Genomic DNA, 14575 nt, shown 5'->3' with positions numbered 1-14575 from the left:
GTAAAAAAAATCCATACGTAGTCAAAAGCGACCGTATGGATAGTGTAACACTTTTTGGAAACGTTTTCACCGAGTTTCTTTTTAACCGTTGACGATGACGCCACCGTTTAAGTGAAGAACTTGCCCTGTCATATAACTCGAATCATTACATGCGAGGAAAACATAAGCAGATGCCATCTCAGCCGGCTGACCTGGACGATCCATCGGTGTGTTTTTTCCGAATGTCTTGACTGATTCATCCGGGAACGTCTCTGTGATGAGTGGTGTCCAGATCGGACCTGGCGCGACGGCGTTGACACGAATGCCCTCTTTTGCCAGATTCATTGAAAGACTCCGCGTGAAGCTAACGATGGCTCCTTTAGTAGCAGAGTAATCGATTAGTAATGCGTTCCCCTCGTATGCCGTCGAAGATGTCGTATTGATGATGGCAGAGCCTAGTGAAAGGTGCGGTAAAGCAGCACGTGCAAGACGCATCATGCCAAAGATGTTCGTCTTAAATGTCTTCTCCATCGATTCATCCGTGATGTCCTTCAGACTATCTTCTGGTTTTTGCATACTTGCATTGTTGACGATGATATCTAAGCGACCAAAACGGTCGATCGTTTTTTGGACGAGTGTTTCACAATAATCCGCATCTCCGATATCCCCTTTAGAAAGTAGGACTTCGCCTCCTAATTCTTCAAGGCGTGCTTTTGTTTCTTCCGCCCCCTCTTGATCGCCATAAAAAGCAATCACGACCTTTGCCCCTTCTCGGACATAAGCAATTGAGACAGCGCGTCCAATCCCAGAATTACCTCCTGTGACGATCGCGACCTTACCTTCTAATTTTCCTGCCGCCTTATAATCATCACGTTCATAATATGGTAGTGGCTGTTCGTCCTCTGTCTTCGGTAATCCTTCAGAAATGCGTTCAAAATCAATAAAGTCCGTTAACGAACCTTCTAAAAAGTTATCTTTATTGTAGCCCATGAAAAAAACTCCCCCTATGCAGTTGATAGAAGGAGTTTTCCCATAAAGACTTATGCTAAAACGTCTAGCACTTCATCTAGTTCGACAGCGCCGAAATATTTTTTCAATTCATAACGACCAAGAACTTCACGTAGTGAAGCGCGATCATAACGCGAACCTTCTAGCGCCCGTGCAATTTCTTCCGCATCCTCGACCCCGAAGAAGTCGCCATAAATCTTCGCATCTTCGATGATGCCTTTTTTGACATTCAATCGGAAGTCTATCGTCCCGATCGGGAAACGTTTCTTATGGATGACGTCGAATTTCGGTGATTTCCCGAAGTTCCATTCCCAGTTGCCATAACGTTCTGCTGAGATGGCGCGTACTTTATCCCAGTCTTCTTCCGTTAAGATATACCGTTCAATTTCTTTGCCTTCGTAGATTGAGGCAAGGAGATGGTCGACGAATTGTTCCATCGTCAACGGTTCTGTTAGAAATTCCGAGATATTCGCAACGCGGCTCCGAACTGATTTTATACCTTTTGAACGCATTTTCTCTTCGCTAACGACAAGCGCATTGACGACTTCTTCGATGTTCGAATCGAGCATCAATGTGCCATGGCTAAACATCCGTCCTTTTGTCGTGAACTGAGCGTTACCACTGATTTTACGGCTTCCGACATGGATATCATTGCGACCAGAAAGCTCTGCTTCGACACCGAGCTTATGCAATGCTTGTACGACCGGTTCCGTGAATTTTTTATAGTTGTTGAAAGAATCGCCATCATCTTTCGTCAGGAAACTGAAGTTCAAGTTTCCTTCGTCATGGTAAACAGCGCCACCGCCGGAAAGGCGACGAACGACGTGGATGCCGTTTTCTTCGACATACTTCAAATTGACTTCTTCATTCGTGTTTTGATTTTTTCCAACAATGATTGACGGACCATTGATATAAAACAAGAAATAGTCTTCTTCATTGACGTTCAAGTTGTTCAAGATGAATTCTTCGACAGCGAGATTGATTCGCGCATCGCGAATCTCAGGGTGGAAGATAAATTTCATAAGGGTTTCGTGCTCCTTTGTGATGGAATCAAAATACGATCAGTTACAGCCGTCAACACCACAAGCATCGCCTTCCGCGATGACCTCAAGTGTTTGTTCTTGACGCATCTTCGCGAAAACTTGTTCAAATGCTTCCACTGGTTGGGCACCAGAAATGGCATATTTCCGGTCAAAGACGAAGAATGGAACACCGCGGACACCCAGTTGTTGCGCCATTGCTTCTTCTTCCCGAACATCTGCCGCTAGTTCTTCTGACGCGAGGAATGCTTTGACGTCTGCTTCAGCGAGTCCTGCCTCTACTGCGATCCGTGTCAGAATGGATGGGTCATTCAAATCTTCTCCATTCATGAAATAAGCAGTGAACAGTGCTTCTGATACTTCATTCATTTTACCATGTTTCTTAGCGAATTGAGTCAGGCGATGAGCCTCAAATGTATTGGCTGGAATGACACGATCCATCTCGTAGTGCAATCCTTCTTCGCGTGCCGTATCAACGACACCTTGCGACATATTCCGTGCTTGTTCGAGAGTCGTTCCATATTTTGAAGCTAGAATTTCGTATAACCCTTGCGTCGGCACTGCCGGTGCATTTGGATCAAGTTCAAAACTTTTAAATTCGACCTCGACATCTAAGTTTTCATTCGCAATCGCTTGTTCTAAACGACGCTTTCCAATATAACAAAACGGACACGCGTAATCCGACCATACTTCTACTTTCATCTGTGTTCTCTCCTTTTTGTGCAGTATCATACATTAAGCATAGTCGCCTCTAGGCAGAGTTGCAATCTTTCCGCCCAAAGCACTCTTAATCCGTACAAAAAGAGCCAAGATCGTTTTGATCTTGGCTCTTTAACTACTTATCGTTTTATTCTGTCACGATTGCATGTGCTGCATCTTCGATTTCGATATCGAGTTCTTTCGTGTAAGCAGCTGTTTGATCTGCTGTCCAGTTCAGAACAGATTTCATCTCTTCAATGACCGCGTCTTTATGAGCACGAGCCCATGCGATATCAAAGAAGACGGCACCTGTACGACGAATGAAGAAGTCGATCGGACGAGCGACCATTTCCTGTTCGATACCGTAGTGTAATTGTGCGTAGACCGAACGTGGAAGAGCTGTCGTAGCTGCATCATATGCTGCTGCATATTCGAGTACTTTCGGAAGGTTCGAACCGTAGCGTTTCGCTAGGAATTGAACTTCCTCAGTTGAGAGACCATTCGTAGCTGTTTGAGCTTTTAGGAATTCAGCAAATCCTTTTGCTCCACCGACATGTCCACCAGACATTGGCATATTTTTCGTCGAGCAACGTGCATACGCAACGTTCTCTTCTTTTTTCAAGAGTTTAGCGACGAGATCAACGACGTGCTCGCCCATTTTACGGTATCCAGTCAATTTCCCACCAGCGATCGTGATGAGACCTGACTCAGATTGCCATACTTCATCTTTACGCGAAATTTCAGAAGGATCTTTTCCTTGTTCATAGATCAACGGACGTACACCAGCCCAGCTTGATTCCACGTCTTCCGCTGTTACTTTGACGTCTGGGAACATATAGTGAATCGCATCTAAGACATAGTCTTGGTCTTCGACTGTGAACTTCGGATGTGCTGTATCTTTATCGAAGAACGTATCTGTTGTACCGACGTATGCTTTTCCATCACGTGGAATCGCAAAGATCATCCGACCGTCCGGTGTATCAAAGTAGACTGCTTGTTTGAGCGGGAATTTCGATTGGTCGATAACAACGTGGACACCTTTTGTCAGGCGAAGTTGTTTTCCGACTTTCGAGCCATCTTTTTCGCGTAATTCATCGACCCATGGACCTGTTGCGTTGACGACTTTTTTCGCACGGATCTCATGTACATCACCAGTCAAGAGATCTGTCACACGCATCCCGACGACTTTTCCAGCATCGTAAATGAGTTCTTCTGCTTTTGTATAGTTGACGACGCGTGCGCCGTGTTCGACCGCTTCTTTCATGACTTCAATCGTAAGACGAGCGTCATCTGTACGGTACTCGACGTAGTAGCCGCCACCTTTAAGACCTTGTTGTTTGACGAGTGGTTCTTTTGCTAATGTTTCTTTCGCAGATAACATCGAACGCCATTCAGAACGTTTAACACCTGCTAAGAAGTCATAGACACGAAGACCGATTGATGTACTGAACGGTCCGAACGTACCGCCTTTATGCATCGGAAGCAACATCCACTCTGGTGTCGTGACGTGTGGTCCGTTTTCGTAAACGATCGCACGTTCTTTACCAACTTCAGCGACCATTTGAATTTCGAATTGTTTTAAATAACGTAGACCACCATGGACTAATTTCGTTGAACGACTAGACGTACCGGACGCGAAATCCTGCATTTCGACGAGGCCAATCTTCATACCGCGTGACGCTGCATCGAGGGCGATCCCCGCACCTGTGATCCCGCCACCTACGACGAGTAGATCGAGTTCTTCACGTGTTAATCGATTGTAGACATCTGCGCGGTTTTTGCTTGAAAATGGTTGGTTAGCCATGAATAGTTCCTCCTGTTTAGGTTCGAAAAAAAAGAGACCACAACAAACACGCTGACTATGTCAACTGCTGCTGTGGTCTCTCCATATTCTCCGACCGATTTATTAACTTGACCTTACTATAACATAGATCACATCATTTGAACAACATCGTAGCTTGAACAGCTTTTTGCCATCCACCGTAAAGGGCATCCGTCTCTTCTTTTGCCATGTTTGGCTCAAAACGACGTTCTTTTTTCCATTGCGTCGCAATCTGTTCGCGGTTCTCAAAGAACCCGACAGCTAGTCCTGCTAGATATGCTGCACCTAACGCTGTCGTCTCATTGATTTCCGGACGTTCGACTGGTGCTTGAATGATGTCACCTTGGAACTGCATCAAGAAGTTATTCTTAACCGCTCCACCGTCAACACGAAGTGTCTTCATCTCGATTCCTGAATCCTGCTCCATTGCAGATAGGACATCACGCGTTTGATAAGCTAGTGATTCAAGTGTTGCACGGATGAAGTGTTCTTTTTCCGTTCCACGCGTTAAACCAAAGACCGCTCCACGGACGTCAGAATCCCAGTAAGGTGTCCCAAGACCAACGAATGCCGGCACGACATAGACGCCGTCTGAAGACGTGACACGTGTCGCATACCCTTCTGATTCTTTAGCATCATCAATGAGACGTAATCCGTCACGTAACCATTGAATCGCAGAACCTGCGACGAAGATACTTCCTTCTAAAGCATATTCGACTTTTCCATCGACACCCCACGCAATCGTCGTGAGCAATCCATGGTCTGATTTCACGGCTTCTTCACCTGTATTCATCAACATGAAGCAACCTGTCCCGTACGTGTTCTTCGCCATTCCTGTATCGAAACACGCCTGACCAAATAATGCTGCTTGCTGATCGCCCGCTGCTCCTGCAATCGGAACCGCCTCACCAAAGAAGTGGTATCCTGCTGTTTCAGCATAGATTTCTGAAGAAGGACGAACCTCTGGAAGCATCGCTTTAGGGACGTCTAAGATTTCAAGTAATTCATCATCCCATTTTAATTCGTGGATGTTATACATTAACGTACGACTTGCATTCGAATAGTCGGTCACATGTGCTTTTCCGCCGGATAATTTCCAGATGAGCCACGTATCAATCGTACCGAACAAGAGTTCACCACGTTCAGCACGTTCCCGTGCTCCTTCGACATGATCTAAAATCCATTTGACTTTCGTACCAGAGAAATAAGCGTCAATCAATAGACCTGTCTTCTCACGGAAGAGCTCGGCATGACCGGCTGCTCGAAGGGCTTCACAAATTTCTGCCGTTTGTCTCGATTGCCACACGACTGCGTTGTGAATCGGTTTCCCTGTTTCTTTTTCCCAGACGACAGCTGTTTCACGTTGGTTCGTGATCCCAATACCAGCAATCTGCGATGGCTTTACGTTCGCCTCCGTCAGACAAGTCGCCACGACAGCAAGGACACTTCCCCAAATCTCGTTTGCGTTGTGTTCGACCCAACCTGGTTTCGGAAAATACTGCGTGAATTCCTGTTGCGCTGAATGTACGATCTCACCGGCACGGTTAAACAGGATCGCACGTGTACTCGTCGTACCTTGATCCAATGACAAAATGTAGTTCTCCATCTCTTCCCCATCCTTTTGTATCTAAATAAGTTAAGCTGACTTTGACTCCACTGACGTTGTTTTGTTCGGACGAACACCGAATCTATAGCATAAGCCTAATATGATGATTGTCACAAGTCCTACAATCCAAAAAGCTGGTGTGTCTTTTCCTGTGAAGACTGAACGATAAAACAATCCGCCAAGACTTCCACCAAGAACTGGTCCGAGAACCGGAATCCAAGAGTAAGCCCAATTTGAAGATCCTTTCCCATGAATCGGCAAGATGAAATGGGCGATACGTGGACCAAGGTCCCGCGCCGGATTCATCGCATATCCTGTTGTTCCTCCGAATGACATACCGAGACTGACGATCAAGAATCCGACAATCAAAGGATTCAGACCATCTGAGAATTTATTCGCTCCGATTGATAACAACCCAATGACGAGTAAGAACGTCGCAATCATTTCACTCATTAGATTAGCAAATGTATGTGGAATTGCTGGTGACGTCGCAAAAACACCAAGCTTCGTTGCTGGATCCTTCGTCTCTGCCCAGTGTGGTAAGTAATGCACGAAAACGAGACTCGCACCAAGTATCCCACCAGCGATTTGAGCGACGATATAGCCTGGTACATCCGCCCATGCAAATGAACCATCAAAGGCTAAACCAAGCGTCACTGCTGGGTTAAGATGAGCGCCACTGAACTGACCAACGGCATATGCTGCAATCGCTACGGCAAAGCCCCAGGCAAACGTAATGACAATCCAACCTGCATCCTTCGCAAACGATTTCGTTAAACTTACGCCTGCACCAACACCATTTCCAAGTGCGACAAGTAGGGCTGTGCCTAAAAATTCAGCTAAAATGGGTGACATATGTGTTCCTCCTTTTGGTTTATGTGAAAAAAGCAACATAAAAAGGAGATCCACGTCAGCTCATACTTGAAGTTTCTTCAAGTAGAACTCACACGTGAATCTCCCTTTTCTCCGTCACTTTGTATCAACTTGATATTACTATAACAATCAGTGAAAACGCTGTCAAACATTCCGAATGATTTTTCTCACACTCCGATTAGGAGCGTGGTTCAAAATGACGCCACAAGTCCTTATTCGATGTTGTGATACTTGAGGCACCTGCTTCAATCGCTTGTTCAACTTCCTCGACCGTATCGATGAGTCCACCGGCGAATACGAGACGTCCGGTCTTTTCTTTCACTTCTTGAATGTACTTTGGCATCAATCCCGGAAGCACTTCAATGTAATCAGGTTGTGTTCGTTCCATGAGTTGATAACTTTTTTCGAGTGAACTCGAATCGAGTAGAAACATGCGTTGCATCGTCTTGACCTTTTTCTGACGTGCCTTCAAGATGACGCTCGCTTTCGTCGAAATGACGCCGTAAGGTTTCAGCTCTTGGCAGACGTACTCCGTCGCATACTCATCATTTTTTAAGCCTTGAACGAGATCCATATGCAAAAACATTTTTTTGTCGTAACGATGCGCCATTTCATAGACCGCTTTCAAGCGCGAGACGTGCATCTCTAACAAGACGCCATATTCATACGGGCTCTTGAGCATTTTTTCGAAGTCTTCTAATTTTCTAACGGAAGGTAGGATCTTCTGTCCAAAATATGTCATACATTCTCCCCCTGACTCGTAATGTGTCCTAAGTATGTCGTGAAACCTAAGGATTAGGCAATGCTCTTTTCATGAAAATAAGTGAAAAGAGCGCTACGATTAGGGTATAGCTTAACGAAACGATTTCTTTTCAGGAGGTGAACGCGCAGTCCTACCGTCTGTGCACGTCAATGAGTCAGCAAAAACGAATCATCATTTATTTATTTTCGATTCTTATCAATGCCTTAGGAAACAGCTTCATGGTAACCGCCTCAATCGGCAGTGCACCTTGGACTTCCGCGAGTGAAGCCGTTGCGGCCATCTCACCGTTAACCGTCGGACTAGCAATTATTGTCTTACATGTGCTTGCTTTGATTGCAGCACTTTCTCTTGGGAGCCGCTTCAGTTGGTGGACGATCGTCCTTAGTTTTGCACTCGTCGTCCTCTTCGGCGCCGCGATTGATTTCTTCTTATCGATTCATCAATTGATTTATACACCACAAGGACTATGGATGCGTGCCGTGTACATGTTGATCGGTATGCCATTAATTTCACTCGGACTCGCCCTCTATCTCCAAATCGGATTCGTGTTAATGCCACCGGATTACTTGATGAAGTCACTGATCAGTCGCTTTAAAAGCACATCGCTCGGAGCAACGATCAGCCTCGGTATTCCTTTTGTAATTGCTTGCCTTTTTTCACTGATCGAACGCGAACTGATCGGTATCGGAGTCGGAACTTTCATTTTCCTATTATTGAACGGTCCACTGATCGAATGGTTTCAACGACTCTTTCCCATCACGGCACGTCCGCCAAAACGAACAAGTTCTTAAATACTGCAAAAGAGCTGCTACTGATAGATGAATTCTTCTGTCAGTAGCAGCTCTTTCATTTACGTATATGATTTTCTTTGGAAGACAAGAATCGACGCACCTAATAAGACGATGATATGAGCCAGTACGAACAAGACGGAGAATGTCAAAGATGTTCCCATCGCTTCACTCGTACCATAGGTCATAGAATCCTTGAAATACATTGACCAGTCTAAATGCATGAATATGATCCACTTAGCGATTGCTGGTTTGAAACCAATCAGTAAGTTACCCGCAATGCTCGTAAAGAACTGCGCTAGAACGGTGAAGCCGATGATCATTCCAACAGAACGGAATAACAATGAGAAGAATAACGTCATAAATATTGTAAAAATCGGACTGACAACTTCGACGATCGTATCACGGAACAGAATTGGATCTCCTGCCTCGGAAAACGCAAATGAGCCTGCGTAGACGACCGCAGCGATGAACACGAATTGGAGTAACATAATCAAAATCGAGAAAATCAGCTTCGAGAAGTAAATCGTCATTCGTGAATACGGACTCATTAATAAGTGTTTCATCGTGTCGTAACGTACTTCATTCCCGATGGCTTCTGCCGTGAAGACAATCGTTATGATTCCTAATAGAGATGTCAGTAAAAGGAACGTTAATGAATAATAATCATAACGTGTGAACTCAAAATCATTCGTCTTTGCAATGATTATAATACCAACTGCAATAACGACATATAGCGCTAAGACGATCTTCGCTTTTTTAGTCGTCCACCATTTCATCCATTCATTTTGTATGAGCGAAAGCATGTGAATCCCCCTCTTTCTTTGTTACTTGTAAGAATTGTTCTTCGAGCGTCAATCGTTTGACCGTCAGTTCATGTAGATCAGCAATCGGCACGACGAGTCGCGCAATCGCTGGACATTCGCTTTCTGGTGCCGTGATGATGATTTGCTCATCTAACACTTCTGACGGATAGTTTGCGACGCGAAGGGCATCGAGGACATCTGTCGTTGCTTCCTTGTTGACGCGAAGTGCAATTTTAGCACCTGTCTCGTTTCGAACGGACTCGACTGACTTGATGACACCTTGATCGATGATCGCGTAACGGTCGCTGATTTGTTCCATCTCACTTAACATATGACTCGAAATTAAAATCGCGATATCTTGCTCACGCGCCATTTGTCGTAAATATTCACGGAGCTCCGCAATCCCTGACGGATCCAGACCATTCGTCGGTTCATCTAGAATCAAGACGCGTGGGTTATGTAACAAGGCACGAGCAATTCCGAGTCGTTGCTTCATCCCGAGCGAGTACTCTCCAACTTTTTTTGAAAGTTTTCCTTCAAGACCAACAAGACGCGCTAATGCATCATAATCCACTTGATCGAGTCCTGGGATTAAGTTTTTCGCATGAATCAAGTTTTGTTTTCCTGTCAGATAAGGATAAAACGCTGGATTTTCGACGATTGCTCCGATTTGCGTCAACGCTTTCGAACGCTCTTCGACGACATCAAATCCATTAACCGTGACTTTCCCTGCATCCTGCTCGAGTAGACCCGTGATGATACGAATCGTCGTCGTTTTCCCTGCCCCGTTTGGTCCAAGGAAACCGAATACTTCGCCTGGGGATACCTCAAAACTGACGTCTTTTAAAATTTGCTCTTTTCCAAGACGCTTTGAGATATTTTCAATCTTTAACATCTGCTCTTCCTCCTCATTCATATTTTGTCTATGCTATTAGTGTACGTGATTTTAACAAGAAAAGTTCCATTCCTTACAAATATGTAATCCGATTCCAAATGAAATACTGTAAAAACAGAAACTTTATATCAGAAGGAAAGGAATGTTCAGATGATTCTTTTTAAAGAAGTGACACGCGAACACTTTCCGGTCATTCAATCCTTGTATCGAAGTGTTCCCGAATATGCACTTATGGAAGAACGTACGCTTCCGCTCTCTGATTCGACCTTACAGGAAGAGTTCTTAAATCCCGATACGGTATCGCTGATCGGATATCTCGACGGAGAACCCGTCTTACTGATTGACTACCTACCGAAGCATCCGAAAGATGGAACACCTTGGATTGGTTTATTCTTACTCGATGCTTCTCAGCACGGTACAGGAACGAGTAGTCGATTATTTTCCGCGTTTTGTGATCAATTCCTGAGTCAGGAACCTCACATTCATCTCGCGGTTTTACCTGATAATTTAAGAGCTCGTCGTTTTTGGGAAAAACACGGATTCTGCTACGTGCGAACGAGCATCTCGAACCGAAAACAACAAGTAGACGTGTATCTGTATGATTCGAAAAAATAAATGAAAACGTATGAATGGAGTATCCTACAATGTCCAGACCCTCACTTCGCTTTGATATCCTGTTAGCAGGATTGATTTCCTTATTATTTTTCAGCATGACGCTCGGATTAACTTTCTTCATTAGTCAACACGCGACAAATCGACTCCAATCGGAAGTCGGGATGAATCTATCAACGACGGCTCACCAACTATCCGACAAGCTCGATCATTATATGTGGTCACGTTACGCAGAAGTGAAGTTGCTTGGTTCCTTACCGACGATTCAACAAACAGATCAAAAAGTAGAAACACGTCAGACACTCGAAGAATTACAACGGCAGATCCCTGACTTTTCTTGGATTGGTCGCTTAGATGCTAAAGGAACAGTCATTGCGTCAACGAATCAGGTTCTTGAAGGGACGTCAATCAAAGAACGACCTGTCTTTCAACAAGCCTTATCACAGCCCTTCATTGGTGATGTCCATGAGGCCGTTCTACTCGCAAAACTACTGCCAAACCCAAGTGGTGAACCACTCCAATTCGTCGATATCAGTACACCTTTATATGAAAAGGGACGATTTTCCGGTGTCCTCGCAACTCATCTTAGCTTCGAATGGGCAAAAGCAATCGAACAAAGTTTCCAGAGTGCCACGTCTTCTCTTCAGCAAGTGGATGTCTTCATCGTTAGTCAAGATCGAAAAACGATTTTACTTGGACCGAACGGATGGAGCGGTCAGACATTACCCAGTAATGTCACACTGTCTGCGAACGCTTCTATGACCGCTTCCTGGAAAGGAACAGAATTTGTCTCTGGTCAAAGCACAAGCCGTGGTTATAAGGACTATGATGGACTCGGTTGGACGGTTCTCGTGCGTCAGCCAACTTCAGTTGCATTCGCTGATGCTGATGCCTTACGTCAAACAATTTTCATCGCTGGATTGATTGCTTCTCTCATCACAGCGGTACTCGGCTGGATGTTAGCAAAACTGTTGACACGACCGTTATTAAAAATCACACATGCTGCACAACAAATGCAGGATGATCCATCAAAATCACTTCCGAATCATCGCGGAATTAGAGAAATCGAAACGCTAACAGATGCCTTACAACAACTGATTCATCGGTTACTGCATACCGAACAAGAAAAATTGACATTCGAACGACTGTCACAACGCGATAGCCTGACTGGACTTGCGAACCGAAATGGTCTTGCGCAATACATCGAGCAATTGCCTACAGAAACGCATTCTATCTACCTCTGTCTTGATTTAGATGGTTTTAAATCCGTCAACGATACATATGGTCACGCACTTGGTGATCTCCTCCTGATCGAAGTCGGTCAACGGCTAGAACAGTTGCTTCCCCCTGGTGGCTTCGTGGCTCGTCTTGGTGGTGATGAGTTCATCATCGTCTTAACGACACAATCGTTAGTAGAAGCCCAATACTTAGGAGAGCAATGGATTGCTCATGTCTCGATGCCCTATCATTTAGAAGAACAGACCGTCCACATCGGGATGAGCATCGGACTCGCTGAACAAGTAACAGGAGAATCACTCGAACAGGTCATGCATCGGGCAGATTTAGCACTCTATCGTTCGAAGCAAAACGGTAGAGGATGTATGTCGGTTCATTGACCATTCGGAACGGAGGATTGACAAGTGTTGCTCTCCTCCGTAAGGTGAACGAGAAGCGTATAAATTTTCAACAAGGAGCTGTCAGCATGAATCAATGGACACGTGAAGCACGATATCGTCCCCTCTCGGATGTCGATCCGAGCGTTTACCAAGCGATGAAGGAAGAAGTTCGAACGTCTCCTTGGCGATTTTCCTATCATATTCAACCACCAACCGGGCTCTTAAATGACCCGAATGGTTTCGTCTATCATGACGGTCTCTATCATTTATTCTATCAATGGTTCCCGCTCGGACCTGTTCATGGGCTGAAGTACTGGTATCATATGACATCAAAAGATCTAGTACATTGGTTTGATGAAGGAGCTGCCTTGATCCCAAATGACGATCCCGATTCGCATGGTGCTTATTCCGGCAGTGGATTCATTAAAGATGACCAAGTCCACATCATGTATACCGGTAACAAGCGGGATGCCGATTGGAATCGTCATACGAGTCAAATCGTCGGACATCTTCGCTCGGATGGGCGAATCGAAAAACACTTACCACCCGCTATTCCAACCGTTCCTGAAGGATATACAGAACATTTTCGTGACCCTAAAGTCTTCCAAGATGCATCAGGAATTTGGTACTGCATCATTGGTGCACAGCGGAGTAATTTAACGGGTTGTACTGTCATTTATCAATCACAAGATGCCGAGCACTGGACATTCCTCGGTGAACTACAGACGAACTATCCGACGTTCGGCTATATGTGGGAATGCCCTGATTATTTCGAACTCGATGGAAACGGTGTCCTTTTATTTAGTCCACAAGGGATCGAGCCAGATGGTGCAAACTATCAAAATATTTTCCAATCTGGTTATTTCATCGGTGAACCGTTAACTTTACCCGACTTAACATTCACACATGAGCCGTTCCAAGAACTCGATTTTGGATTTGACTTCTATGCGCCACAAACAACAGAGGCAGCAGACGGTCGACGAATTCTCGTCGGTTGGATGGGCTTACCAGACATTAGCTATCCTTCTGATATCTACAACTGGGCTCATGCTTTGACATTACCTCGTGAACTATCGATTGAACACGGACAACTTCGTCAACGCCCCGTCCGCGAACTAACTCAACTACGAAAAGAGACGCTGTTTGACGAAACAATTCTTTTCGAACAGGATGTGACGATTGCGGAAGCGGAGATTTTCGAACTCGTCCTTTCAGATCTGAAACTGACGTCTGATTCATTCCGCTTCTCTGTTCGTCAAGAGGCAACAGAAGAGACGGTATTCCACTACGATGCTACGTCTCGTCAATTTACGATTGATCGAAGCCGTTCAGGCGCTGAAGTGCCTGCTGAATCATTTGGTACTTTGCGTTCGACTGTTCTTGCGAAGGACTTGCATACGTTACGCTTGTTCGTAGATCGTTCTTCATTCGAACTTTTCCTTAATGATGGAGAAGCCGTTGCAAGTGGACGGATTTTCCCGAAAGGATCGAGCCGTGGTATTGAATTCTCAGGTGAGGCCGCTGCTCATCTCTCACTCTATGATTTATCATGAACAAAAAAGCATTTTCCTGAATATGTTCAGGAAAATGCTTTTTCTAAATCAAACGCAAGAATGTGTTGCTCTCCAATCGGCCCCATGACGGACTGTAGCGTATCGACATACCCCGTCTTGAAATAGAGCGATTTTGCAGCGATATTCTTTTTATTGACCGCAAGTGTAATCGCTGTAACTTCCGGGAAATGATGATGAACGAACTCCGGTAACTGCATCATCGCTTCTTTTGCATATCCTTGGTGTTGATGGCGCGCATCAATGGAAAAGGCACGTAACAAGACACTTTGTTCATGTGTCCGATGTGTTTTAGGGGGATTGAGATGGAGGATAAAAAATCCGACGACCAGTTCTTCTTTTTTTATGACAACCGGGAATTTATCTGGATGGGCAACCGCATCTGTGACGACATCCGTCGGAAAAGAAGTAAATTGGACTTGTTCTTCTGGAAGAATGAACGCATCACATTGTTCATAATGTTCATTCGTATACATGTGTAATTTTACTACAGACAT

General features: G+C 44.9%; 14 protein-coding genes. 4 read left to right on the top strand and 10 right to left on the bottom strand.

Annotated elements, in window-relative coordinates:
• Window positions 1–81 precede the first annotated feature (81 nt).
• From K6T22_RS03995 to K6T22_RS03965, 7 genes are all read right to left on the bottom strand, one after another.
• Window positions 82–969, bottom strand: coding sequence for an SDR family oxidoreductase (locus K6T22_RS03995; RefSeq protein WP_238239022.1), 888 nt, complete (start codon window positions 967–969; stop codon window positions 82–84).
• A gap of 50 nt (window positions 970–1019) precedes the next feature.
• The gene (locus K6T22_RS03990; protein ID WP_238239020.1) at window positions 1020–2009 is read right to left on the bottom strand and encodes a lipoate--protein ligase; all 990 of its coding nucleotides are present in this window, start codon (window positions 2007–2009) and stop codon (window positions 1020–1022) included.
• Window positions 2010–2048: 39 nt separating this feature from the next.
• Complete coding sequence (locus tag K6T22_RS03985; protein WP_238239019.1) at window positions 2049–2729, bottom strand: DsbA family oxidoreductase; 681 nt, start codon at window positions 2727–2729, stop codon at window positions 2049–2051.
• 145 nt (window positions 2730–2874) lie between these two features.
• On the bottom strand, window positions 2875–4530 hold the full coding sequence (locus tag K6T22_RS03980) for a glycerol-3-phosphate dehydrogenase/oxidase (protein ID WP_238239017.1): 1656 nt from the start codon (window positions 4528–4530) through the stop codon (window positions 2875–2877).
• Window positions 4531–4663: 133 nt separating this feature from the next.
• Complete coding sequence (gene glpK, locus K6T22_RS03975; RefSeq protein WP_238239016.1) at window positions 4664–6154, bottom strand: glycerol kinase GlpK; 1491 nt, start codon at window positions 6152–6154, stop codon at window positions 4664–4666.
• A gap of 30 nt (window positions 6155–6184) precedes the next feature.
• Complete coding sequence (locus K6T22_RS03970; RefSeq protein WP_238239014.1) at window positions 6185–7009, bottom strand: MIP/aquaporin family protein; 825 nt, start codon at window positions 7007–7009, stop codon at window positions 6185–6187.
• A gap of 196 nt (window positions 7010–7205) precedes the next feature.
• Entirely contained in the window at window positions 7206–7769 is a 564-nt protein-coding gene (locus K6T22_RS03965; protein ID WP_023467370.1) for a glycerol-3-phosphate responsive antiterminator, read from the bottom strand.
• 239 nt (window positions 7770–8008) lie between these two features.
• On the opposite strand from K6T22_RS03965, the gene K6T22_RS03960 reads away from it, so the two are divergent.
• Window positions 8009–8581 (top strand): YczE/YyaS/YitT family protein, encoded by a 573-nt coding sequence (locus K6T22_RS03960; protein WP_238239012.1) that lies wholly within the window; start codon window positions 8009–8011, stop codon window positions 8579–8581.
• Window positions 8582–8640: 59 nt separating this feature from the next.
• On the opposite strand, the gene K6T22_RS03955 is transcribed toward K6T22_RS03960, so the two are convergent.
• Window positions 8641–9384, bottom strand: coding sequence for a DUF2705 family protein (locus K6T22_RS03955; RefSeq protein WP_238239010.1), 744 nt, complete (start codon window positions 9382–9384; stop codon window positions 8641–8643).
• On the bottom strand, window positions 9362–10279 hold the full coding sequence (locus tag K6T22_RS03950; RefSeq protein WP_238239008.1) for an ABC transporter ATP-binding protein: 918 nt from the start codon (window positions 10277–10279) through the stop codon (window positions 9362–9364). Before K6T22_RS03950 ends, K6T22_RS03955 begins: the two co-directional genes overlap by 23 nt.
• A 150-nt stretch (window positions 10280–10429) precedes the next feature.
• On the opposite strand from K6T22_RS03950, the gene K6T22_RS03945 reads away from it, so the two are divergent.
• The 3 genes from K6T22_RS03945 to K6T22_RS03935 all read left to right on the top strand — a co-directional run bounded on the left by K6T22_RS03945 (window position 10430) and on the right by K6T22_RS03935 (window position 14060).
• Window positions 10430–10894: a GNAT family N-acetyltransferase gene (locus K6T22_RS03945; protein ID WP_238239006.1), complete on the top strand. Its 465-nt coding sequence runs from the start codon at window positions 10430–10432 to the stop codon at window positions 10892–10894.
• Between the two features lie 29 nt (window positions 10895–10923).
• Complete coding sequence (locus tag K6T22_RS03940) at window positions 10924–12507, top strand: sensor domain-containing diguanylate cyclase (RefSeq protein WP_238239005.1); 1584 nt, start codon at window positions 10924–10926, stop codon at window positions 12505–12507.
• A gap of 86 nt (window positions 12508–12593) precedes the next feature.
• Window positions 12594–14060, top strand: a complete 1467-nt coding sequence (locus K6T22_RS03935) for a glycoside hydrolase family 32 protein (RefSeq protein ID WP_238239004.1) — start codon at window positions 12594–12596, stop codon at window positions 14058–14060.
• A 26-nt stretch (window positions 14061–14086) separates the two neighbouring features.
• Here K6T22_RS03935 and K6T22_RS03930 read toward each other — a convergent pair whose 3' ends face one another.
• Entirely contained in the window at window positions 14087–14575 is a 489-nt protein-coding gene (locus tag K6T22_RS03930; RefSeq protein ID WP_238239003.1) for a GNAT family N-acetyltransferase, read from the bottom strand.

The organism is Exiguobacterium acetylicum, from assembly GCF_022170825.1.
Classification (GTDB): domain Bacteria; phylum Bacillota; class Bacilli; order Exiguobacteriales; family Exiguobacteriaceae; genus Exiguobacterium_A; species Exiguobacterium_A acetylicum_B.
The sequence above is the reverse complement of the archived record's forward strand: the minus strand, read 5'-3'. Positions and strand labels throughout refer to the sequence as shown.

Excerpts from the sequence above, each read along its gene's own strand:
- K6T22_RS03995 (WP_238239022.1), bottom strand. The coding sequence starts at position 969 with ATGGGCTACAATAAAGATAACTTTTTAGAAGGTTCGTTAACGGACTTT.
- K6T22_RS03990 (WP_238239020.1), bottom strand. The coding sequence starts at position 2,009 with ATGAAATTTATCTTCCACCCTGAGATTCGCGATGCGCGAATCAATCTC.
- K6T22_RS03985 (WP_238239019.1), bottom strand. The coding sequence starts at position 2,729 with ATGAAAGTAGAAGTATGGTCGGATTACGCGTGTCCGTTTTGTTATATT.
- K6T22_RS03980 (WP_238239017.1), bottom strand. The coding sequence starts at position 4,530 with ATGGCTAACCAACCATTTTCAAGCAAAAACCGCGCAGATGTCTACAAT.
- glpK (WP_238239016.1), bottom strand. The coding sequence starts at position 6,154 with ATGGAGAACTACATTTTGTCATTGGATCAAGGTACGACGAGTACACGT.
- K6T22_RS03970 (WP_238239014.1), bottom strand. The coding sequence starts at position 7,009 with ATGTCACCCATTTTAGCTGAATTTTTAGGCACAGCCCTACTTGTCGCA.
- K6T22_RS03965 (WP_023467370.1), bottom strand. The coding sequence starts at position 7,769 with ATGACATATTTTGGACAGAAGATCCTACCTTCCGTTAGAAAATTAGAA.
- K6T22_RS03960 (WP_238239012.1), top strand. The coding sequence starts at position 8,009 with ATGGTAACCGCCTCAATCGGCAGTGCACCTTGGACTTCCGCGAGTGAA.
- K6T22_RS03955 (WP_238239010.1), bottom strand. The coding sequence starts at position 9,384 with ATGCTTTCGCTCATACAAAATGAATGGATGAAATGGTGGACGACTAAA.
- K6T22_RS03950 (WP_238239008.1), bottom strand. The coding sequence starts at position 10,279 with ATGTTAAAGATTGAAAATATCTCAAAGCGTCTTGGAAAAGAGCAAATT.
- K6T22_RS03945 (WP_238239006.1), top strand. The coding sequence starts at position 10,430 with ATGATTCTTTTTAAAGAAGTGACACGCGAACACTTTCCGGTCATTCAA.
- K6T22_RS03940 (WP_238239005.1), top strand. The coding sequence starts at position 10,924 with ATGTCCAGACCCTCACTTCGCTTTGATATCCTGTTAGCAGGATTGATT.
- K6T22_RS03935 (WP_238239004.1), top strand. The coding sequence starts at position 12,594 with ATGAATCAATGGACACGTGAAGCACGATATCGTCCCCTCTCGGATGTC.
- K6T22_RS03930 (WP_238239003.1), bottom strand. The coding sequence starts at position 14,575 with ATGTCTGTAGTAAAATTACACATGTATACGAATGAACATTATGAACAA.